We start from the raw sequence: 18,435 nt of genomic DNA, 5'->3' as shown, positions 1-18,435 counted from the left end.
TGCTGCCCGCAAGCGCCGCCTTTTGATGCCGATGACGCGGGGATTGTCGTCGGAACACTGCAACGTCTGCACCACACACGCCGGCAGCATTCCGCTGCTATTTGACGATCCGCTCACCCACAAGCCTGTCACGGAGTCTTCCATGTCCGACGCCACGATCACCAAACTGACGCTCGACAGCCTGCGCGACCTGTTTCAGCTCGCCGGCTATCGCGTCGAGACCCTGACCGATCCGGTCGCCAACATCTCCTATCTGCGCTCCGGGACCAACGGGCTCGCGTTCGACGTCCGTCCCGGAAACCGGATCGCCGGCGACGAGCAGAGCTTCATCGATGTCGCCCTCATTGCCGTGCTGCAGGTGCAGGGCGAACTGCCTCTCGACCTGGTCAACCGCTGGAACGCAACCCGCCGGTTCGCGCGCCTGCAGTTGAGCCCGCCGTTCCTCGCTCTGTCGCTCGATTTCTCGGTGGCGGGCGGCGTGACGCAGAACAATCTGCGGGCGCAGATCGAAATCTGGGATCACCTGGTGCAGCAGCTCGTGGCCTATCTGCGCGAAGAACTGGCCAGTCTGGCAAAGGCCAAGGCGCCGAATGCGCCCGCTGCCAGCACAGCCTTGCCGACGCCGGCGGCGGATCGCGATCGCGTCGCCGAGACCGATCTGCCGCACACGGTCCAGTAGGCCGCGCCGCACGCGGATGAAGGCCGCTATCCATACCGGCGGAAGCCGCATCTTGTGGCGACGACGGGGCGCGCGGGCGCTCGGCGTCGCGCTCGGCGCGCTTGCCGTATTGCTCGGGGCCAAGCCAATCTCGGCGAAGGCCGCAACCGACGTGGATGGCAGGTTGAACGCCGCCCAGGCGCCGGCGGCCTGGCAGGACTTCGCCAAGCGCCTGCAGCTTCGATTGCAGGAGCGGCTGGCGTCGGACTCTACGCCGGCGCTCCGCTTCCATGACGCGGTCGCAAGGCGCGCCTCTGATGTCGGGGCGGCGCCTCCGTCGATTGTCGTTCGTGTATGGGTGATGCCCGACGGCAAAGTGCAGCGCATCGAGTTGGAAGGCCTCGACAATGACGCCTCGCATGATCTGTCCGCGCTTCTGATCGGGGATGGCGTGGGCAGCACGCCGCTCGATATGCCGCAGCCGCTGCGCATGCGGCTCTCGTTGCGTCCGAACACACGCGTGGAGGATTGAACGTGCCGGCACCGGCATCGCAGCGATCGCGCGGCTTGGTGGTGGCAATGGCGGCACTATCCGCCGCGTTCATGACGGCTGCCGGCCGGGCGGAGCCAGCCGCGAAAGACGCGAGTTTCGCCATCCGTTACGCCGCGATCGAGGTGCCTGCGGACACCGCGCCCGCGCCGAGCCCGCCCTTCGCCGGACCGCTGGATGGTCCTTCAGCACCAGCCAAGCCGGAATCGCCGATGAGCCGTAGCGACGCGCTGGCCTACTATCGGGCGCTGATCGAGAAGGAGGCCGGGCGGCAGGGACTGGCGCCGGCCATTGCCGAGGCGGTGATGGCAGTGGAGAGCGGTTACAACCCCGGCGCAATCGGCGGTGTCGGCGAAATCGGGTTGATGCAGATCCTGCCGTCGACGGCGCGCATGTTGGGCTTCACGGGAAGCAATGCCGAGCTTGCGATGCCCGAAAACAACATCCGTTACGGAGTGACTTACCTTGCGCAGGCGTGGCGGCTTGCCGGCGGCGACCTTTGCACAGCGACGATGAAATATCGCGCAGGCCACGGTGAAACGCGCTTCTCCCACCTCTCGGTCAACTACTGCCTCGCGGTCCGCTCCAAGCTCTTTGCGCGCGGATTTCCCGTCACCGGCAGCGTCCCGGTGGCAACCTTCGGCAAGCCGGCGGGGCTGGGCGGCGGCTGCGGTCAAAAATGTCTTCGGGCAGCCGGCATCGGCCGCGTCGATCTCGCAGGGCTCAACACCAGGCTCAACACACTCGTGATGCAGGTGCGCGGCGCGAGGTGAGGGGGGCTGGGCTCGGATGGCGATGGAGCGACAGCGCTATGAGCCGTCCCATCGGCCGCGGTGAAAAGCCGGTTTCCGATCAGGCTGTTGGTGGGATTGCCTAGTCTGGCTGGGGAACCTGGAAGAAATTCGGATTATCGTAAGTTTTTGACCGCCAATAACTTTTTGTTTTTGTTGCTCAAAGGGGGACAATGTGACACCACGGGGTGTTACGACTCGCACCTCCAATTTTCCCCCACCCATGAGCATTTCAACCAACGTTGTCCGCCGTCTTGGAAGCAAAAATTATTACGTCCGGTTGGCCGTCCCGCGCGATCTGCAGGTCCGCATGGGCAAACCGGGGAAGCCCCGCAAAGAGCTCTGGAAGAGTCTAAACACGTCGGAAGCACGTGAGGCACGGCGGCTCTCCAGGCCCATCCTGGACGACTGGGAGCGCACCTTCGAGGAGCTGCGCCGGCCCAAGCAACTGACCGAGGCGGAATTGCAGGACGCGATCTGGCGTCGATATCTGGAGTTGATCACGACCGATGAGAAGTTCCGGCAGTCGCTGCCGACCAATGACGACCTGGACGCGATCTGGAAATACCTGGAGGATGAATTCGGCGAGCAGAGCATATCGGCCTATCGTATCTATGAAGAGCTGCGGGACCGGTTCGATAGCAATCAACGTGAACGTGCCGCTCGGCTTGCCCGGATGAGGGCTGAAGCAGCGCGGGGCGAGACCAAGCTGATTGCGGACGTGGTTGAAGAGGTGATCGAGGCCCGCCGGCTGGGCATTGATCCGGGGACGCCGGAATACCGGAAGCTCGCTCATGGGCTCCAGCGCGCCGAGCTGGAGGGACTGACGCGCACGGTTGAGCGCGACCAAGGCGACTTCTCCGGCGCGCCCAAAGATAAGATGGTGCAACAGCCCACCATGTTCGATCCGCCCAAGGGTGAGCAGATCCTCGAGCTGTTCGATCGCTATGCGCGTGAGAAGTCGGGCCGGGTGTCCGCGGACACATGGCAGTCTAACCGCAAGGTCGTCGCGCTCTTTGATGATTTCGTTGGTGGCAAGGCGCACATATCAGCGTTCAACCGGAAAAATGTCCGGGAGTGGAAGGACAAGCTGTTCGAATGGCCCGTAAAGGCGATCGAGGCGCGGGAGTTTCGTGGCCTCTCGTTCGTTGATGTGATCGAGCGCAATAAGGTCGTCGGCAAGCCGGTGATCCAGCACAAGACGATCAATCGCTATCTGGCCGCGCTCGGTGGCTTCTGTAGCTGGTTGCTCGCCAATGACTTCATCCGTGAAGACGTCATGCTCGGTATGTATCTGGAGGTCGACCGCAAGAGAAAGACGGTGCTGCCCTACACCGAGACACAATTGAAAATGATCTTTGGTTCGCCGCTTTTCTATCGGTGCGGTGGTGACAAGCTGGAGCATCAAGCCGGCGACATTGAAGTGCGGGATTGGCGATATTGGATTCCGCAGATCGCGATCCATTCGGGTGCCCGGCTAGGCGAGATTTGCCAGTTGATGGTTGCAGACGTCCGGCAACTGCATGGGGTCTGGATTTTCCACATCACGGAGGAAGGCGCCGGCCAGAAGTCCACCAAGACGGAAGGCTCAATGCGCGTGGTGCCAATGCATTCGAAGCTGATCGAGCTGGACTTCCTGAAATTCCATGCCCGCATGAAGGCGTTCGGCGACAGGCTGTTCCCTGAGATCAAGGCGGATGCTCGCGGCTATATCAGCGGCAAGCCGTCGACCTTCTTTAATGATTACTTCCGCACGATCGGGGTGAAGACTGATCGGACGAACAATTTCCACAGCTTTCGCCACAACGTTGCAGACGCGTTCCGGGCGGCTGGTTACCTGGATGAGCAGCATGGCGTGTTGCTGGGCCACACCAAGGCGTCGACAACCGGACGCTATGGCGTGCTGCCGGAAGGCCCGTTGCAGGATCGCGTGAAGATGATCGAGGCGATACGCTATGATTAGTAGTCCAATTTGCGCTTAGCAAAGTTAAACATCGCCAAATATTTCCGCTGCATATGTGCAAGGTAGCGAACAACCCGACCGTCGATATAAACCTCTTCGTCGGCTTTAAGACCACCAGCGTCTACGGGCAATATTGCGAGCCCTGTTGTATATTCGCCGGGATATTGGTCGGTGAAAAGCTTGGCGGCATTCTCCAGTCGGCCGGCCCATGCCTTCCGTTTTGGCTCTGTGATCATGCGGAATGCACTGTGAATGGCGGATATGCCCTCGATGTATTCGCGCACCATGGGCTTCAGTTCTATCTTTTCGAGCTTTGAGATTTCCTCCAGAACAGCCTTTTTGAAGTTGGCGTCCTGGGCTAACAATTGGTGATCGATGTGCGGCAATACAGCAAAGGTCAGTTCGTCGGCCTCCGCGGCGGAGCCTTTCCTTGAGGCCTCTGTCGAAATGCCGTGAATAGGAAGAGCGGCGTGCTGGGAATAGTTCCGCAAAGCTTCCATCACTCGATATGAAAGCCGATCATCATACTGAATACTTGGCGCTTGCTTAATTTGGACCAAGGCGCCGCTGTTGCCCGGGAGAATTCTCTTTGTGTGCTTCGGTAGAGAGTCGAGATATAGCCGCGCGGAAGCCAATAGGTTGGCGAGCTTTCTAGCAACGAGCTTACGCGAGGCTGCGACTTCAATGTGGTTAATGTCGAATGACACCAATTGGCGAAGAGCGTGGTGTCCGATTGCATTCTCCCACTCGATATAGTTTTCGATCAAGCTTTCATAGGTCTCTTCGACGTCGCAAATGCCCGTGAGGCCATCAACAGCCAACACGCACGCTCTATACTCGGCCTCGTCCGAGATTAGTGTCAGCGAATCACCGATAATCATTCGGCAGATGACGTAGCGTTCAACTGGCTTATCGCTTGGCATCAGAATCCCTCGCGCAATCTAAGCGCGAGGGACGATTCTGGGCAAGAGAAAGGCGCGGTGTGATCCGCGCCCTTTTCCACTTCACGTGAACTTGGCCGCTTGCATCAACTCACGGGCTAACATTCTGGCGATGACCAATGGTGGTGATCCGCCGATTGCGGCCGATTTCGTGCCGAACTCGGTGGTGACAGACACCATACCACCTTTCGTCTGATAGCTCCCGACGCTCCGATCGTTATCATAAGTGAAGGATACGGCCTTAGCCATGCCTCGTCCCCGCGAATCTCAGAAGCATTTCGTCCGCGCGGTCCCATGACGCGCGCTCCCGGTCCTGCTGTTCCTTCTTAGAGGCTTCTGCACGCGCGGCATTGTCGGACAGTTGGCGGTTCATGCGATCAGCAGCGTCAGCGCAAACTTGCAAAATCGGATCGCTCATGCTGCGTCCTCCAGAGCGTCAAATTGCTTATGAATCCAATCATCGATCCGCTCCAGTTCTTGCAATGGAGCGTTCTCGATCAGAGTTGACGAAGTCGCCATCATGATCCGCACATAAACGCGCCTATACTCTTCCGCGCGCCGCAGCATCTCCAACTCTCGCACCGCTGCCTTGTGCCAATGGCTTAGGCTACGGCGCATCGTCTCTTCTGGGTTCTCTTTGGGCTTCCGGGACACTTCACTTCTCCTGCGCGGCGGACGTGAGCGCTTCTTCGATGATCTTGGCAACGCCCCGCTTGGCGGCGGCCCATGCGCGCTTCTTATTGCAAGCGCGCTTGTCGACTTCATCCTCGGCGTCTGCATATTCGCGGGTATTCATCTTCATCTCCTGTCATCAGCCGGAATGATCCTCAGACGAAACCAGCCGGTGGGAGCGCACCGGCTGGTAACGACATGGAGGAGCTAACGGCCCCGACTGTGAGTGCTGTTAGCGGTGAGTCTATAGTCAGCGCGATATGGGATTTGCGCATGATTTTCTGCACAAATTTTAGGCAGCCTTGGTGCGCGGCCTTTCCGCATGCTCAAGCGCGTCAATGACCATGTCGCCGCGGCTGTGCTCGGGCCAGATGCTGCCGACTTCGCCCAGGGCCATCGTGATCTGGTCCGCAGTGACGTGGCCGGCGAACGGGCACGGCTTGGCGTTGAGGATCGCTTGGACAAGCCGGCTGTGGCGATCGTCGGAGAGGTAGATTTCAGAATCGGTCTGCACTTCTCATTCCCATTGTTGGTGATGCACAACGGGAATCGAGATGCTTGATTTGCGCACCGATCACAAGGAGCGACACTTCGCATAAAGCGAAATGTAAGTCTTTGCTGACATGGCCCAGTGAATCGTATCAATAAGTTAAGCAGTTGGGATTTTTTTTGCGCTCAGCTTCTGCTTACACTAGTTCAATTTTCCGAAATCATCCGAGCTTCGTCATGGCAGAACCGGCAACTCCCGCAGCGATCTGGAGCATACCACTACCGCAAATCGTTGGATTTGCGATCACCATTCTTGCTTCGTATCTATCGGCGCGTTGGGGCACGGCAGAAACCCGAAAGCAGTTTAACAAGAAAGTCGAGGATGACGAGCGAGCCGCCGCCGCGGAGCTGTTGCCGCTGCTGTTAAAGGTCGCGCTCGACTGCGATAAGAAAAAGGGAAATCTGTCGCTCTTCACCTCAAGTGACGGGCACGACGGCGTCGATGAGTCAATTCACGGCATTGAGTTTCCGCCCGCAATACACTCCAGCGCCGCACGGCTAGGTCCTCGTATCACAGAAAGAGCGATCAAGCTGGAGATAACGAAGACGAGGGCTGAAGAATGGGTCGCTGACGCGAGCGGATACATTGACGAGGAGGAACTGAACGAGAAAATACTGAGCTTTCTTGCGCTTCTCTCGCTACGCGCGCGCTATCTCGCCGATCTGGCTGCCGAAAAGGTAGGATTGGCCATGCGTCACCCCCAAGAGGATATGGAGCGCTTGCTAAAGGAAGGGACGAAGCATGGCTATGAAATCGACTCCGGTTCGGAGGCGAACTGGTATTGAAGTCGGCGGCGAGGAGTCTCAGCAAGAACGCATGATTCGTCGCACTTCACCGTAGGTCCATTCAGCGTCCCGGCGGAGGGGGTGATTGATGGTGAAGGTCCGCGGTCCGATAATCTTCGCAACCCGTCGCTGGTTGCGCATGCAGTAGGTGGCCCACCCGTCATCGCAGGGCTTCCGGCTGATCCAAATCTGAAACTGGACGCCAGCACCGGGCCACTTGCCCCAAGCCCTCCACATAACTTCTCTCAGGGCATCAAAGGCAATGACGGCCTCGAACGCACCCTGAATGTGCAACCGGCCATCCCGGTCGGTGTCGATACAGAACCAGTAGGGGAAGCCAACGCCAGCCCTTTCGAGCTGCTTGTCAAAACGTCGCTTCAATGACTCCAGGAAGCCCGCTGGATGAGTCAGGGCCGCTTCCCGCGCCTTCCTTGTCAAATTGAAGGTGAACGCATAGGCGGCCCTCTCTGCGATCTGCAGGGCCGCTGTCGCGGCCACGGCTTTGACTACGTCACCGGTAAGAGACCAGACTGGGATGAGGTTGTCGTTGCTGGCTTTGGGATGGGTGTAGGAAGAGGAAGAAGGGTGAGAGGTGGAGGGTGTAGAGTGAGCAACTAAAGAGGTGTCGGTCGCCAGCGCTGCCGGAACGCGAAAAGCACGCATTTTTCCGATGATTTTGGCGTCTTTGAAGGTGGATTGCCGAACCCGTTGTGGGACTTTTTTCGACCGCTTTCTTTCCCCGATGTCCTGCGAAATTGCGGGGGCGCGGCTATACTTCTGATCAGCGGATTTGTCGTCAAGCAGCAAGTTCGTGGCTCCTTAGAAGGCCACCCCTCGATTCGTGTCCGGGCGGGTGGCCTTCGCTTTTCAATTTTCCAATATAGCGCTCCGCGACCGATCTGCGCGACGATTTACCGCCGCAGGATGCCGCCCGGTCGCGTCTGGGTCCGCAGCTCTTGTGCGACCATGCCGCGGATCGTGTCCATGGCGGCCTTGCCGATGTTCTCGCCCATGCGCTGGTGGTCCGCGCTGGACATGCCCGGATTGCCCTGCACCGAGACCTGAATGTTCGGCGCAATCGTCGTCTGGCTACCGCCGATCATGGGCGCGTCAGAACCGCTGCCGACCAGGCCGCCGTCCGCGAACGCGGGAATGGCGCCGGCGTTGATCGCTTCCAAGAGCGGCAAGTGCCTCGCCGTCGCGGACGCGCGCACGACGAATTCGCCGTTCGAGACCAAGGCCGGGATGCTATCCGACGTGCCGGTGCCTGGTCCGGAGATCAGGCCGCCGGTCGCCTTCGCGACGGGTCCAATGAAGTCTGCTGCACCAGGTAGAGGGAGGTCGCCGACGATGCCGCCGCCCGAAAAACCTAGCACACCTGACAGGCTTCGCATCAACGGCGCCACGACCAACATTTTGATCACGGCTTCCTCGAGCGCGCGGACGATCGCGCGGGACATATCCGCAAACCCCGCCGACACGCTCTTGGTGCCATCTAGAATGTCCGTCAGGCCAGTTGTAAGCGTCCCTGATGCAGTCTGCCCGACACTCGCCAGCGCATCATTGAAACGCAGGGCTGCTGCCTGTGACGACGCGAGCGCGGCGGGGACGTTATTGCCAAAGATCGGCTCAAGTTGCCGGGCAATGGCTACGTCCTGCGGATCAAGCAAGGCAGTTTGCCTGCCGAAACTGATCGATGAATCGACGCGGGCCTTAGCGAGCTTGTCGCTTGCCTCGCCTGCCGCCCTTGCGAGGGCCTGAATCTTCGCAACCAGCGCATCGGTTGTCGGCAGGCCAGCCTGTTGCGCCGCTTGTGTCAGAACCGCTTCCGCGCGCAACTGCTCTTGGGCGCTTGCACCTAGACCGACCGCCTTTGCGTCGGCTTCCATTCGCGCGATGTGCTTACCAAGGCTCTCGCTGGCGCGGTCGAATGCGTCGGCGGTTTCGGCCGCTTCCTTTTTGAGGGCTTTGGAGCTATCGCCACGAACCGCCGACGAAACGCCGGTTGCCTCCTGCATCGCTCGCGTGACGTTGGCGTGGTTTCGCAGGGCAGCCGCAAGCTTTTCATTGCGACCGACGCTGGCAATATCGGTCGGTTCGCTGGAAATGCCTAGTGCTGCCTCCGATGCCGCCCGGCTTTCCGGCGTGGTTGTGGCATCGGTGATGCTTTTCCAGATCGATGCGCTGCCGATGCGGTTTGCGAACCAATCGGGCACTTGATGCAGCGCTTTGTAGAGATCCGTCGCGTAGCCGACAGCCGCCGCAAGATCCTCGGTGATGGAAACCCACGACGCATGATAATTCATGCCGAGTTGGGCAAGGTCGTCTTGAACCGGCTTCCACTTTTCGGCGAGGATTTTCTGCGCTTCGTCCATCCGCTCTTTGAGTTCTATCGAACGGCCGATGTCCTCGGGGCTGATGATCTCGGCTTTGCTCATGGCGTCGGCGCGCCGGAGCATCTGATCCAGTGCGCCGCTATCGGCCCTCAAGGCCGTTTCGACGGCCGGGCCGAACGCCTTGCCGGCGATGTCGAGGGCGGCAAGGCGTTCGCCTTTCTGCATCGCCTGATCGATCAGAGAGACGACGGCGCGGAACTTTTGCTCGGTGTTGGTCGCCGATGACAGCGAGGCAATGCCGCTATTGCCGGAGAAGTTGCCGGCCTTCCTGCTTTCATCGATACGCTGTTGTAGGTCGCTGCCGCCCAGTTTGTCGGCGCTGGCGCTATTGAAATTCTTGAGCGCCGCCGTGGCGTCATCAATCGACAGCTTGGCACTGGCGGCCGATTTCGAAATGCGCTGGTAGAAGTCAGTGCTGAAGCCGGAGGCATTCGCCTTGTCTGCGATGGCGTTGAAGTCGGCGATCTTGGTTTTCGCCAGATCAACGGCATAGGCCATCAATTTGAAGGTGTCAGTGACGGCGGTGATGCCCAAGGCGATCGGCCCAAGGATGCCCAACACGCGGCCGAACGCCAACGTTGCCGCGCCTGCGGCGCCCTGCGATGCCAGAAAACCGGCGTTCATTTTGATCACTTGGGCGGTGATCGCGCGCGTTGCCGCGCCGACATGCGAACTGGTGTCCGTCATGTCCTGTTTGAACTTTTCGAGGCCCGTTGCGCGGACCGGAATATTAAGCGCTGGCGTCGACATTGGTCTGCACCTTTCCAACGAACAGCGCGGCGAGCACTTCGAACGCAATCACGGCATTCGCCGCAATCGGCTTGCCGCGAACGTGCTGATCCAAGAGCTTGTCGGCGTCACGCTCGTCCATGCCGGAGCCGATCAAGCCTAACTCCAAAATTCGCTCAACGTCGTCGACGGTGTAGGCGCCGGTCTCAAAGCCCAACAGGACTGCGGCCGGCGGCCTGCCGTTGATGCCGCGATAGCCAAGCACGCGGCGCACCCACTTGTGACTCAAATTAAGAATGTAGGTTTCACCGGACCATACGATGGTCCGCGCACACGGGTCGGATTCGCTCATTTCAAGGCCTCGCTAACTGCTTCGTTAATCGCTTCATGGATGTCGTCTTTCATCGCGCGGTATGTCGGCCAAAAAAACGGTCGGGCGGGCTGGCGCGACGTGCCAAATTCAAAGGCTTCCGCGTAGTCGTAAGGGACGCCGCTGCCGTCGCGGACTTCCCTGGTCGTCATGTCGCCGCCAGCCTGGACGATGTATTCCAAGTCATCGGCGCCGGGAGCGACGGTGCAACTCGCTTCGAGCGCGCCAGTCTCCGGCGACGCTTCAAGCGCCTGCAATGCCTCGCGCTGCGCATCTGAGAGGCGGAAGGCCTGCTTTAGAACCGCGTCGGACAGGCGTTCCGTGAGCTGATCGGGCAAGGCTTTAAAGTATGCTTCGAGATCGTCGTCAGCCATCAGAGCACCAACATATCTGCGGTTACCGCGGGGTTGCATAGAATGGACAGGCCACTATCGCCAGCGGCAGCGCGCGAAACCGCCATCCAAGTCGCAGCGGCGCCGTCAATGCGATCGGTCGACTTACCCTTATGCATTGTCCGGTTGCCGGCGCTGTCGGTATGGATTGCCACATTGCTGAAGCACCATTTGAGCGTTGGATGCCGGCCGTGCCGGAAGTTGCCGCTGACGATCGCACGCTCCAAGACGTTGAGAGCGGGCGACTGGGTGATCCAGCCCTGCCGTATGGTGACCACGGGATAGCCTTCGTCGACCAGGGGCGCTGTGACACCTTGGGCATATGCGATATCGAAGCCGATCTCGCGGACCTCGAACCGTTCGGCGAGCGACCGGATGTAGTCCGCGACCGCGGCGTTATCGATGACGTTGCCAGGTGTCGCGGTAATGAATCCTTGCTTGGCCCATGAGGCGTAGTTGACCCCGTCCAGGTCGCCGCGCTTGCGGATATCCTCCTCAGGGCAGAAGAAGTGGGGCAACACGGTGTACGTGTCGCCATCGCGGAAGCACGCGACAACGGCGGAAAGGTCGGTGGTCTTGCTCATGTCGACGCCAACCCAGCACGGTTGACCCCGGAAGGCTTCATAATCGATCGGGTCGCCGCCCTTGTCATAGGTCGGCATGTCGACAAAGGGCGAGGTCGAGTGATCCAGCCAGACGTTCAGCTTGTATTGGAGCAAGCTGTCGCGCTCGGTCGGGCTGTCCTTCGCCCGCGCAACATGCCGGCGGAATCCGGCAATGGAAGGATAGCCGTGCTCGCTGCCGGGGTTGACGCGGCGCCAAGCTTCCTCGCTGGCATAGTCGACGTCAGCCGGTGACTCAAACAGGACCGGCAACCAGGTCGGGTCGGTGATCTCGCCGCGCGCGATCTTGCGGGCGCGTTCGATCACTTCATAGGCGATGTTGTCCTGCCCGCGGCCGGCCGTGGTTGCGATCACCAGCAAGCTGTTGTCGATCTTGTCCAGGCCGTTGGTGAGCACCTTCCAAAGGCCATCGCCGCGCCAGACGTGAAGCTCGTCCGCCAGAACGAATGAAGGCGTGCGGCCTTCCTTGCTGGGCGCGTCGGACGAAATGACTTCCAGCTCGACGCCTTCGCGCGAATAAGCGACTTTTTTGGGGGCGTTGAATGCGTCGTAGACCTTCGTCACCGGGACCAGGTGCTTCGGATCGGCCTTGATGATGCCGGCGGCTTCACGAAAGGCGATGCCCGCCTGGTTTCGATCGCATGCCGCGAAGATGACTTCGCCGCCGGGGACACGCTCGGGGCCGATCGTGTGGAGCAGCGCCAGGGCAGCCGAGAGGCTGGTCTTCCGGTTGCCGCGCGGCACCAGGATCACGACGGTGGAGACAACGCGGCTGCCGTCTTGGTTTCGTGGCCCATAGATCGCCCGCACGATACGTTCCTGCCAAGGATCAAGCTGGAACTGCTTCCGGGGCAGCGTCGATTTTGGATGCTTCAGGCGCCTGAGGAATTCGACCGCGCGCTCGCCATACCCAAACGGGTCATCGATCGGGCTGTCATCGTAAATCCAGTGAGGATAGGTGTCAGAGGGCGAGCGGGTTTTCGTCATCGTCGCCTTCGTTGTCATTGTCGCGCACTGCCGGCCGCGAGCGGCTGCAAGGGGTCAATCCAAGCTCTGCCGCCAGTTGGCGCGCGGTCACCATGGCCTTATCCTGCATGCGGCAGAGCTTGGGATCGATGCCGGCGCGTAGGAGTAGCTCGATCTCGCGCACGCGGCCGATCGCGATGCAGTAGGATTCCAGGCAGCCGAGATCGGCCGGTGTGAGAATGCGGCGCTTGGCGAGCTCTGGCATGACGCGGCGCCATTCGGTCTTGGCGTGCTTCGCCATCCATGCCGGCGGCTTCAGTGTCGCGGTAATCGCGTTAATGTCGGCCGCAAGCTGTGGTTTTCGGCCTTTCATGCCGCAACCCTCTCGACAAACGGGAGTCCGGGCGGCAATTTGAGCCTATGAATCAGAGATACGATCTTCTCGCCTTTTCTTTGCTTGTGTTTTCGGTCGTCGTGCTGGTCTGCCTTGCTGCGGACCCTAAGGGTTTCGTTCTGCGCGAATGGCAGACTCTGATCGCATCGCTGGTCGCACTCGGGGCCGCGACGATGGCCTATAATGGGGCTATGGCAAAAGTGAACTACGACCGGGCGAGAGAACTTCGGGAGCTTTCTCGCAAGCGGCTTGGCCTCTACCTTCGACTTCAATTCGCTGCTGCGGAGCTCGGTAGACAAACAAGGCAGGTCGAGGCTGCTCTGGGCACTAATTTTGCTCCCGGTCTGCGTAGAGTTGCGGTCTATTCTATCAAAATAGACAATCCGGTCGAATTTGACCAAGCCTGGGAAAACCTCGATCTGTTTCCCGTTGGCGTCGGCATGCTGATCGATTACGTCAGGCAAGGACTGACGATCGCACATAAAGCATTGGCGACCGTCCCGGACACAGATGTAATCGAGGTGCAGATGTTGGGGATATCGAGCGGAAGTCCGCTTTATGTATACCTTGTAAATTGCACGCACATTAGCGAGCAGTGCTACAACATCTGCTCGCTTATCGATGCTGAGATCAAGAGAATGAGCCTCGATTGAGGTCAGAAAGATCATGGGCCAAGCCGCTGGCAGGTGAGGTCCAGCCCGCGGCGCCGCTCCAGTTCTTTGACGCCAGTAATCTCGTATTGTTGGCCCTCATAGGTGACGCGGTTCTCAAGGGTGACGCCATCAAGCCAGCGCGTTCGGAAGGTCAGCACCGCGTCAGTCGTCTTGCCGCGGGCGCCGTCCTGATTGTCGACCGCGTTCTGCAGGAACTGGGCGCGCATGGTCGCGACGGTCGACCAGGTGTCGATTGGGGTGCCGTAGAGGTTTAGGCCGGTGGTGCGGCGCTGGATCAGGATGACGCGATCGAGATTGCCAGCCCTCATGCTGCCCTCGCTGTCATGATGCCGGCAACGCTGACAATGCCGTGGCTGTAGGAGCCGTGCGGGTCGCGCATGAACCGGGTTTGGGTGATTGCGAGGTCGTGGCAGGTCCAGCCGTCCAGGTGCAGCACGCCGCTGATCTGGGCGTCGACGCGCAGGGCCTCAACGATTGCCGAGGCGGCCTGCTTGCATTGAACCAGGCCAGGTTCCTGAAACCAGACGTGCAGGGTCGCGTAGCTGGTGGCGTCGAATCTGCGGAGCACGGATTGCCCTTCGCCGATCAGGACGCATGGCATGCGCTCTGGCCGGCCGGTCGCGTCCAGGACGTTATCCGGCGGGACCAGGGCCATAAGCTCCGCGCTCGCGATCAAGCGCGATCGGATGGCCTTCTGGAGCTCGAGAGACGGGTCGGAAATGGTCATTTCAGAAGGCAAACGCGCGGTAAGGGGCCAACAAGTCGAGGAAGCCGAACGGCAAGGAAGTCGCGGTCACGCCAACCAGGGTCGCTTCCCTATTCGCGTATAAATGACCGACCAACTGCAGCACGGCTTCACCTATCGGCGCCGGCGCCGTGTCCGCGTCAGGGTCGGACGCCGTATAGGCCGCAACCCATGCCTTCGCCGCCGCTAACTTGTCGGTAATGATGGCATCGTCGTCATCGATCGTGACGTTCAGATGAGCCTTGGCCTGGTCGAGAGTGACGCCGGGCATGGTCAGAAAATCTCCAAATTCGAGCTATCTTGTGCGGAGGGGGACATCCGGTCGCGGACGTTTTCTCGCGGCAATTGACCCACCCCCCGGTCACGTCCGCTGAAGCGACGGTATGGCTTTTGAGTTGCGCGGTCTGGCATTGGCTGATCGCGCTTCGATGCCTCTGCGATGAGAGGCACGACATGCTTACGCACGCGGTCAGGCTCGACGCCTGCCAGATGACAGACTTCATCGAAGTCGCGGTTGGGCCTAGTGAACCATTCGCGGCAACGAATCTGATCCATGCGTGTGGATAGACGTTTGGTTGACAGGGGCTCGGTTGCGTCAGTGATCGCTTGCAGGAGCACGGCGCGCCAAAGACCGGCAGCGTTGTTGTCGCTCATTGCCGGCGCTCCAATGACTGCTTGCGGCTCGAATGGCAGGGTGAGGAAGCTAAGGGCGCCCAGTTGGAGCGGTCCCAGAATAGCTTCATATCGCCGCGGTGCGGCTTGATATGGTCGACCATGTCGGCGAAGCGACCACAGCCACAGGCACAAAAACGGTTCTGGGGCAGCGCCAGGAACGCCTTGCTTTCGCGGCGCCACTTGCTGTCATAGCCGCGATCGGTTGCAGAAGGCCGGCGCCGATCGGCCTCTACCTTGCGCTTGATCTGGCACGCACAGAGATCGGTTGCGGCGATGATCTTGCCGCAGCTACAGACGCGACGGGGTTTCCAGGCCATTAGCGCGGCCTCACATGGTTGGTAAGGTCGCCGATCGCGTTCAGGTCGCCTTTGACGCTGGCGAATGATCCGTCCGCCACGTCCGCGGCCTGGTCCTCGCTCTTGCGGCCGAAGATTTCCTCCAGCATGGCATTGCGGCCTCGCTTGGCATTGATGATCTCGGCAGGCGTAGCGTTCCAGGTTTCAGCCGGAGACCAACCAAGCCAGCCGGTGCCAATCTGGAAAAGCTGGGTGAAGTATTCGTCGAAGCTGATCGGCTTGCCGGCCTGTGGCTTGTCGCCGCCGGTCTTGTCCTGGGCACCGATCAGCACCAGGATGAACTCGATAAGCTGACCGCGTGCGGCAAGAACCTCGCGCACGGCGCCGGCTTTCATGCTGTAGAGAACCCAGCCGTTCGGATCGGTGCAGCACTCTGCGATTAGATCAGAGCAAGCAGAAAAACTGCCATCAGCAATAGAATGGGATAGCGCATGGAAGCCGTCATATTTGTGGTTGAGGTTGAATGCGGCTCGCAGCGATGGGCGCAAGGTGAATGACCTTGTTTCCAGTGTGAGCTTGAATGTGTCGTCTGCGAGCCGCATGGTTGACTTTCCTCTTAGGTCGCCGAGACCTTGAGCTTCACGAAGCGATCGGGATGGGTCACGTCGGCGCCGACGCGCTTGCGCGCGTGGAATCGGACCTGACCCTTCGTCGCGAGCGTGTAAGGGTCGCGCAGAATCGTGATGCCGACGCGGTCGACAATCCGATAGCCCTTGAGGTCGCCGAACATGACCGGGAACGCATTCGCCGCGATGTCGGGCATGTCGACCGCTTCAACGATCGGGCGGCCGAGCAACGTGGTCGGTGCGCCCTCCGAAATCGGGTCCAGAACCAGATAACGGCCCATGCCATCCTTCCACAGGCGGATGGCACCGAGCGTGTTGCGATTCATCAGCCACACGCCATTCTGGGCATGGGCGCCCGGAAGCTTGTGGAACATGCTAATCAGCACGTCGGCGGGCGTCGAGGCCGGGAAGCCGCTGGCGTTGCCGGTGATGACGGTGGTGATACCGGTCGCGTTCAGAAGGCCCATCGGCTGAGTAGTGCCGTTGCCGCGAACGAAGTGATTTCCCTCGCCGATACCGAAGCTCTCGCCAAAATCTTCCTGAAGCTCGCCTTCGAGGCCGTAGGCGTTGTCTTCCAGAAGCCAGTTGGAAATGTCCGAATAGGTTGCATACTCACACGGGCTGATACCGACCTGCTCATAGGACGGCTCGCTCTCTGTGCGGTCGTCGGTTTCGCCGACGATCACGGCGGCGGTGCTGCCGGTGCGGCGCGGATACTTCACTTGCGATGCGCCGATGGTGCGGACGTTCGCATACTGCCGGATGGGCGAGAACTGGCGCAGGAGCTTCAGGATCTCGTTGCCGAACTCCGGCGGTGCGATGGCGGTGTTATTGCTGACGACAAGCGATTTCTTTTCGAGGTCGTCCATCTTGTCGGCGCCGCCGCGAAGGAACGTCTCGAAAGCCTTGGTCTCGAGACCAGCGTCGGCGTTGCCATTTCCGACGGGCAGTCGCGATGCCTTGGCTTCAAGTTCGTCGATGCGGCGCTTGAGCGCTGCATGTTCGTCGGCGGACTTCTTTTCGAGCTTGGCCTGCAAGTCGGCGAGCTCTTTCTTGACGAGCTCTTCCGGCGAGAGTTCCGGCGCGTCCTTGAATTCCAGGGTGGAGAGATGCTTCATTTGGTAGTCGAACCTTCCTTTGGGTTGAGGGGCTTAGAGGTTTGCCGTGAAGTCGCGAATGACCGACGCCACGGCGGATGCGCGGTCATATTCTTTGGCTGAGGAAATACGGGCGCGCGGATGCGCGGGATTTTTCACGACGCTGATCTCGTAGAGATCGAGTGCCGCGATGACACGGTTGCGGCCTTGGTTGGTCCAGGACTTCGCTTTGAATCCAATGGAGAGACCGGACACCAAGCCACTCTTGATCATGCCGAGCACCGTGCGGGCGCGCGGTTGATCGGTGTGGAGCTTGCCCTTGACAACTAGGCCGTCGGATGTTTCCGCAGCCTCGGCCCAGGTGCCGATCAGGTCAGCGGGGTTGTGCTGATACAGGATCGGAAGCTCTTGACTCATGAAGCTGAAGGCGCCGCGGGTGATGATGTCGCCGACAGTGTCCGGGCCAGCATTGAACGGCCAGGCCGTGCCGACGATCTCGCCTGCCTCGTCGACCGCGAGCGTTGCCTTGATCTCAAGCTTGTCCATCGGTCGTCTCATGTGGATTGCCGAAAAGGGTCTTCTCTAGGATGCGAGCGGCGAGTTCTGCGGTGTCGGTGATCGGCTGGTTGTGAACGTAGGCCGCAATCAGTTCTGCCGCGCGTTTCGGTGCGGTGCTCCCGCCAATGAGCGCAATGCGCACCGTCTCGGTGATGTCCGATTGGCTATAGGCCCGCGCGAACACGCGATTGCAGAGCGCGCCAATGCCGCTGCCACACTTGGCCTCAAGCTCGGTGATCAGCGCTGGCGTAAGGCGGAACGTGTATTCCTGGTCGCCCAAGAACGCGGTGTGTGCGAAGGTGTGTGTCATTGGGCGTAACCTCCGGACGGCAGGAACTTCGAGAAGGCATCGAACAGCGACGAGAGGCCGCTATAGGCGTTCATGTCCTCGATATCGGCGTCGAACGAGACGTTGACGGACGCGGCGATGGTGCGGCCGTAGATCAGCGGGATCGGGTCGCCCTGGTTGCCGGTGTTGCTCGGGCCATTGAGGTTGTAGGACTGCTTCTCGTCGGTGCTGGCATCCGAAGGCGCCGACAGCAGCGAGGACGCGCCAGCGAGCGTGATGCCAAGACCAAGCGCGGCAATGTTGCCCCAAGACATTCCGGGCACCGTGACGCTTCCAAGCGAGAGCGGCGCCGCAAGCGTGCCGCCCGACAGGAAGATCGCGCCGCCGATCAGCGCAACGCCGAGAATGGTCTTGGCGATGCCCTTGCCGTTGCCGGCGCCCTTGGCGACCGGAATGATGTGAAGGTCGGCCGCACCGAGATTGAACCCGTTGATCGTCTCGATCTCGGTCAGGTGCATGCCGCTACGCTTGTCGCCGCGCACCACCTTGAACGAGCCGGTCTGCAACGCCTTGACGAACTCGCCGGGGAACGCGCAATTGAGCGCGCGCATGGCTTCGCCAGCCGTGGCGACGGCAAAGCGATGGCTCTTGCCGAACTGCTTGCCCAGCCGGCCGTGAAGGTGGATCGTCCTAAC

General features: G+C 60.4%; 28 protein-coding genes. 6 read left to right on the top strand and 22 right to left on the bottom strand.

Translation table 11 applies throughout. The features are described from left to right. From CWO89_RS24050 to CWO89_RS24035, 4 genes are all read left to right on the top strand, one after another. A partial coding sequence (locus CWO89_RS24050; protein WP_349644900.1) for a YbjN domain-containing protein occupies window positions 1-679 on the top strand: 679 nt, incomplete at its 5' end. A gap of 52 nt (window positions 680-731) precedes the next feature. Then, entirely contained in the window at window positions 732-1,190 is a 459-nt protein-coding gene (locus tag CWO89_RS24045; protein ID WP_130581198.1) for a hypothetical protein, read from the top strand. A 47-nt stretch (window positions 1,191-1,237) separates the two neighbouring features. Further along, on the top strand, window positions 1,238-1,981 hold the full coding sequence (locus tag CWO89_RS24040; protein WP_245476493.1) for a lytic transglycosylase domain-containing protein: 744 nt from the start codon (window positions 1,238-1,240) through the stop codon (window positions 1,979-1,981). 241 nt (window positions 1,982-2,222) lie between these two features. Beyond that, complete coding sequence (locus CWO89_RS24035; protein ID WP_130581197.1) at window positions 2,223-3,962, top strand: site-specific integrase; 1,740 nt, start codon at window positions 2,223-2,225, stop codon at window positions 3,960-3,962. Here the strand turns inward: CWO89_RS24035 and CWO89_RS24030 are convergent. The 6 genes from CWO89_RS24030 to CWO89_RS24015 form a co-directional block, all read right to left on the bottom strand. Further along, on the bottom strand, window positions 3,959-4,885 hold the full coding sequence (locus tag CWO89_RS24030) for a hypothetical protein (protein WP_130581196.1): 927 nt from the start codon (window positions 4,883-4,885) through the stop codon (window positions 3,959-3,961). The genes CWO89_RS24035 and CWO89_RS24030 overlap by 4 nt on opposite strands. 81 nt (window positions 4,886-4,966) lie before the next feature. Beyond that, window positions 4,967-5,152, bottom strand: coding sequence for a hypothetical protein (locus tag CWO89_RS24025; protein ID WP_130581195.1), 186 nt, complete (start codon window positions 5,150-5,152; stop codon window positions 4,967-4,969). After that, window positions 5,145-5,321, bottom strand: coding sequence for a hypothetical protein (locus CWO89_RS46080; RefSeq protein ID WP_165421309.1), 177 nt, complete (start codon window positions 5,319-5,321; stop codon window positions 5,145-5,147). Before CWO89_RS46080 ends, CWO89_RS24025 begins: the two co-directional genes overlap by 8 nt. After that, entirely contained in the window at window positions 5,318-5,557 is a 240-nt protein-coding gene (locus CWO89_RS24020) for a hypothetical protein (protein ID WP_130581194.1), read from the bottom strand. The genes CWO89_RS46080 and CWO89_RS24020 overlap by 4 nt, the downstream gene beginning before the upstream one ends. A gap of 1 nt (window position 5,558) precedes the next feature. Next, entirely contained in the window at window positions 5,559-5,699 is a 141-nt protein-coding gene (locus tag CWO89_RS46075) for a hypothetical protein (RefSeq protein ID WP_165421308.1), read from the bottom strand. A 168-nt stretch (window positions 5,700-5,867) separates the two neighbouring features. Then, on the bottom strand, window positions 5,868-6,089 hold the full coding sequence (locus CWO89_RS24015; protein ID WP_130581193.1) for a hypothetical protein: 222 nt from the start codon (window positions 6,087-6,089) through the stop codon (window positions 5,868-5,870). Between the two features lie 212 nt (window positions 6,090-6,301). Between CWO89_RS24015 and CWO89_RS24010 the strand changes: the two genes are divergently transcribed. Continuing rightward, window positions 6,302-6,910 carry a hypothetical protein gene (locus tag CWO89_RS24010; RefSeq protein ID WP_130581192.1) on the top strand — a complete coding sequence of 203 codons (609 nt, stop codon included), beginning with the start codon at window positions 6,302-6,304 and terminating at the stop codon, window positions 6,908-6,910. An 18-nt stretch (window positions 6,911-6,928) separates the two neighbouring features. Here CWO89_RS24010 and CWO89_RS24005 read toward each other — a convergent pair whose 3' ends face one another. The 6 genes from CWO89_RS24005 to CWO89_RS23980 all read right to left on the bottom strand — a co-directional run bounded on the left by CWO89_RS24005 (window position 6,929) and on the right by CWO89_RS23980 (window position 12,759). After that, window positions 6,929-7,717: a hypothetical protein gene (locus CWO89_RS24005; RefSeq protein WP_130581191.1), complete on the bottom strand. Its 789-nt coding sequence runs from the start codon at window positions 7,715-7,717 to the stop codon at window positions 6,929-6,931. A gap of 104 nt (window positions 7,718-7,821) precedes the next feature. Then, window positions 7,822-10,056, bottom strand: coding sequence for a hypothetical protein (locus tag CWO89_RS24000; protein WP_130581190.1), 2,235 nt, complete (start codon window positions 10,054-10,056; stop codon window positions 7,822-7,824). Continuing rightward, a complete protein-coding gene (locus CWO89_RS23995) occupies window positions 10,037-10,387 on the bottom strand; it encodes a gene transfer agent family protein (RefSeq protein ID WP_130581189.1) in 351 nt (116 codons plus the stop codon). The genes CWO89_RS24000 and CWO89_RS23995 overlap by 20 nt, the downstream gene beginning before the upstream one ends. Further along, window positions 10,384-10,779, bottom strand: a complete 396-nt coding sequence (locus tag CWO89_RS23990) for an HK97-gp10 family putative phage morphogenesis protein (protein ID WP_165421307.1) — start codon at window positions 10,777-10,779, stop codon at window positions 10,384-10,386. The genes CWO89_RS23995 and CWO89_RS23990 overlap by 4 nt, the downstream gene beginning before the upstream one ends. Then, the gene (locus tag CWO89_RS23985) at window positions 10,779-12,407 is read right to left on the bottom strand and encodes a terminase large subunit (RefSeq protein ID WP_130581187.1); all 1,629 of its coding nucleotides are present in this window, start codon (window positions 12,405-12,407) and stop codon (window positions 10,779-10,781) included. The genes CWO89_RS23990 and CWO89_RS23985 overlap by 1 nt, the downstream gene beginning before the upstream one ends. Beyond that, window positions 12,382-12,759 carry a phage terminase small subunit P27 family gene (locus CWO89_RS23980; RefSeq protein ID WP_130581186.1) on the bottom strand — a complete coding sequence of 126 codons (378 nt, stop codon included), beginning with the start codon at window positions 12,757-12,759 and terminating at the stop codon, window positions 12,382-12,384. The genes CWO89_RS23985 and CWO89_RS23980 overlap by 26 nt, the downstream gene beginning before the upstream one ends. Window positions 12,760-12,806: 47 nt before the next feature. Between CWO89_RS23980 and CWO89_RS23975 the strand changes: the two genes are divergently transcribed. Beyond that, window positions 12,807-13,433: a hypothetical protein gene (locus tag CWO89_RS23975; RefSeq protein WP_130581185.1), complete on the top strand. Its 627-nt coding sequence runs from the start codon at window positions 12,807-12,809 to the stop codon at window positions 13,431-13,433. Between the two features lie 11 nt (window positions 13,434-13,444). On the opposite strand, the gene CWO89_RS23970 is transcribed toward CWO89_RS23975, so the two are convergent. From CWO89_RS23970 to CWO89_RS46070, 10 genes are all read right to left on the bottom strand, one after another. Then, window positions 13,445-13,762: a phage head closure protein gene (locus tag CWO89_RS23970; RefSeq protein WP_130581184.1), complete on the bottom strand. Its 318-nt coding sequence runs from the start codon at window positions 13,760-13,762 to the stop codon at window positions 13,445-13,447. Further along, entirely contained in the window at window positions 13,759-14,181 is a 423-nt protein-coding gene (locus CWO89_RS23965; RefSeq protein ID WP_130581183.1) for a DUF3168 domain-containing protein, read from the bottom strand. The genes CWO89_RS23970 and CWO89_RS23965 overlap by 4 nt, the downstream gene beginning before the upstream one ends. A gap of 1 nt (window position 14,182) precedes the next feature. Next, complete coding sequence (locus CWO89_RS23960; protein ID WP_130581182.1) at window positions 14,183-14,470, bottom strand: head-tail connector protein; 288 nt, start codon at window positions 14,468-14,470, stop codon at window positions 14,183-14,185. 2 nt (window positions 14,471-14,472) lie between these two features. Continuing rightward, window positions 14,473-14,853, bottom strand: a complete 381-nt coding sequence (locus CWO89_RS23955; RefSeq protein ID WP_130581181.1) for a hypothetical protein — start codon at window positions 14,851-14,853, stop codon at window positions 14,473-14,475. Further along, the gene (locus CWO89_RS23950; RefSeq protein ID WP_130581180.1) at window positions 14,850-15,191 is read right to left on the bottom strand and encodes an HNH endonuclease; all 342 of its coding nucleotides are present in this window, start codon (window positions 15,189-15,191) and stop codon (window positions 14,850-14,852) included. The genes CWO89_RS23955 and CWO89_RS23950 overlap by 4 nt, the downstream gene beginning before the upstream one ends. Beyond that, window positions 15,191-15,772 carry a phage tail assembly chaperone gene (locus tag CWO89_RS23945; RefSeq protein WP_130581179.1) on the bottom strand — a complete coding sequence of 194 codons (582 nt, stop codon included), beginning with the start codon at window positions 15,770-15,772 and terminating at the stop codon, window positions 15,191-15,193. The genes CWO89_RS23950 and CWO89_RS23945 overlap by 1 nt, the downstream gene beginning before the upstream one ends. A 14-nt stretch (window positions 15,773-15,786) precedes the next feature. After that, entirely contained in the window at window positions 15,787-16,914 is a 1,128-nt protein-coding gene (locus tag CWO89_RS23940) for a phage major capsid protein (RefSeq protein ID WP_130581178.1), read from the bottom strand. A 33-nt stretch (window positions 16,915-16,947) separates the two neighbouring features. Continuing rightward, window positions 16,948-17,439: an HK97 family phage prohead protease gene (locus CWO89_RS23935; protein ID WP_130581177.1), complete on the bottom strand. Its 492-nt coding sequence runs from the start codon at window positions 17,437-17,439 to the stop codon at window positions 16,948-16,950. Continuing rightward, the gene (locus CWO89_RS23930; RefSeq protein WP_130581176.1) at window positions 17,426-17,761 is read right to left on the bottom strand and encodes a gene transfer agent family protein; all 336 of its coding nucleotides are present in this window, start codon (window positions 17,759-17,761) and stop codon (window positions 17,426-17,428) included. The genes CWO89_RS23935 and CWO89_RS23930 overlap by 14 nt, the downstream gene beginning before the upstream one ends. Next, window positions 17,758-18,435 (bottom strand): tail assembly protein (locus tag CWO89_RS46070; protein ID WP_165421306.1); only part of this gene is annotated, 678 nt, incomplete at its 5' end. The genes CWO89_RS46070 and CWO89_RS23930, both read right to left, overlap by 4 nt.

The sequence above is a fragment of the Bradyrhizobium sp. Leo170 genome (assembly GCF_004296405.1).
Taxonomy (GTDB): Bacteria; Pseudomonadota; Alphaproteobacteria; order Rhizobiales; family Xanthobacteraceae; genus Bradyrhizobium.
The sequence above is the reverse complement of the archived record's forward strand: the minus strand, read 5'-3'. Positions and strand labels throughout refer to the sequence as shown.

Excerpts from the sequence above, each read along its gene's own strand:
- CWO89_RS24040 (WP_245476493.1), top strand. The coding sequence starts at position 1,238 with ATGGCGGCACTATCCGCCGCGTTCATGACGGCTGCCGGCCGGGCGGAG.
- CWO89_RS24035 (WP_130581197.1), top strand. The coding sequence starts at position 2,223 with ATGAGCATTTCAACCAACGTTGTCCGCCGTCTTGGAAGCAAAAATTAT.
- CWO89_RS24030 (WP_130581196.1), bottom strand. The coding sequence starts at position 4,885 with ATGCCAAGCGATAAGCCAGTTGAACGCTACGTCATCTGCCGAATGATT.
- CWO89_RS24025 (WP_130581195.1), bottom strand. The coding sequence starts at position 5,152 with ATGGCTAAGGCCGTATCCTTCACTTATGATAACGATCGGAGCGTCGGG.
- CWO89_RS46080 (WP_165421309.1), bottom strand. The coding sequence starts at position 5,321 with ATGAGCGATCCGATTTTGCAAGTTTGCGCTGACGCTGCTGATCGCATG.
- CWO89_RS46075 (WP_165421308.1), bottom strand. The coding sequence starts at position 5,699 with ATGAATACCCGCGAATATGCAGACGCCGAGGATGAAGTCGACAAGCGC.
- CWO89_RS24010 (WP_130581192.1), top strand. The coding sequence starts at position 6,302 with ATGGCAGAACCGGCAACTCCCGCAGCGATCTGGAGCATACCACTACCG.
- CWO89_RS24000 (WP_130581190.1), bottom strand. The coding sequence starts at position 10,056 with ATGTCGACGCCAGCGCTTAATATTCCGGTCCGCGCAACGGGCCTCGAA.
- CWO89_RS23995 (WP_130581189.1), bottom strand. The coding sequence starts at position 10,387 with ATGAGCGAATCCGACCCGTGTGCGCGGACCATCGTATGGTCCGGTGAA.
- CWO89_RS23990 (WP_165421307.1), bottom strand. The coding sequence starts at position 10,779 with ATGGCTGACGACGATCTCGAAGCATACTTTAAAGCCTTGCCCGATCAG.
- CWO89_RS23985 (WP_130581187.1), bottom strand. The coding sequence starts at position 12,407 with ATGACGAAAACCCGCTCGCCCTCTGACACCTATCCTCACTGGATTTAC.
- CWO89_RS23980 (WP_130581186.1), bottom strand. The coding sequence starts at position 12,759 with ATGAAAGGCCGAAAACCACAGCTTGCGGCCGACATTAACGCGATTACC.
- CWO89_RS23975 (WP_130581185.1), top strand. The coding sequence starts at position 12,807 with ATGAATCAGAGATACGATCTTCTCGCCTTTTCTTTGCTTGTGTTTTCG.
- CWO89_RS23970 (WP_130581184.1), bottom strand. The coding sequence starts at position 13,762 with ATGAGGGCTGGCAATCTCGATCGCGTCATCCTGATCCAGCGCCGCACC.
- CWO89_RS23965 (WP_130581183.1), bottom strand. The coding sequence starts at position 14,181 with ATGACCATTTCCGACCCGTCTCTCGAGCTCCAGAAGGCCATCCGATCG.
- CWO89_RS23960 (WP_130581182.1), bottom strand. The coding sequence starts at position 14,470 with ATGCCCGGCGTCACTCTCGACCAGGCCAAGGCTCATCTGAACGTCACG.
- CWO89_RS23955 (WP_130581181.1), bottom strand. The coding sequence starts at position 14,853 with ATGAGCGACAACAACGCTGCCGGTCTTTGGCGCGCCGTGCTCCTGCAA.
- CWO89_RS23950 (WP_130581180.1), bottom strand. The coding sequence starts at position 15,191 with ATGGCCTGGAAACCCCGTCGCGTCTGTAGCTGCGGCAAGATCATCGCC.
- CWO89_RS23945 (WP_130581179.1), bottom strand. The coding sequence starts at position 15,772 with ATGCGGCTCGCAGACGACACATTCAAGCTCACACTGGAAACAAGGTCA.
- CWO89_RS23940 (WP_130581178.1), bottom strand. The coding sequence starts at position 16,914 with ATGAAGCATCTCTCCACCCTGGAATTCAAGGACGCGCCGGAACTCTCG.
- CWO89_RS23935 (WP_130581177.1), bottom strand. The coding sequence starts at position 17,439 with ATGGACAAGCTTGAGATCAAGGCAACGCTCGCGGTCGACGAGGCAGGC.
- CWO89_RS23930 (WP_130581176.1), bottom strand. The coding sequence starts at position 17,761 with ATGACACACACCTTCGCACACACCGCGTTCTTGGGCGACCAGGAATAC.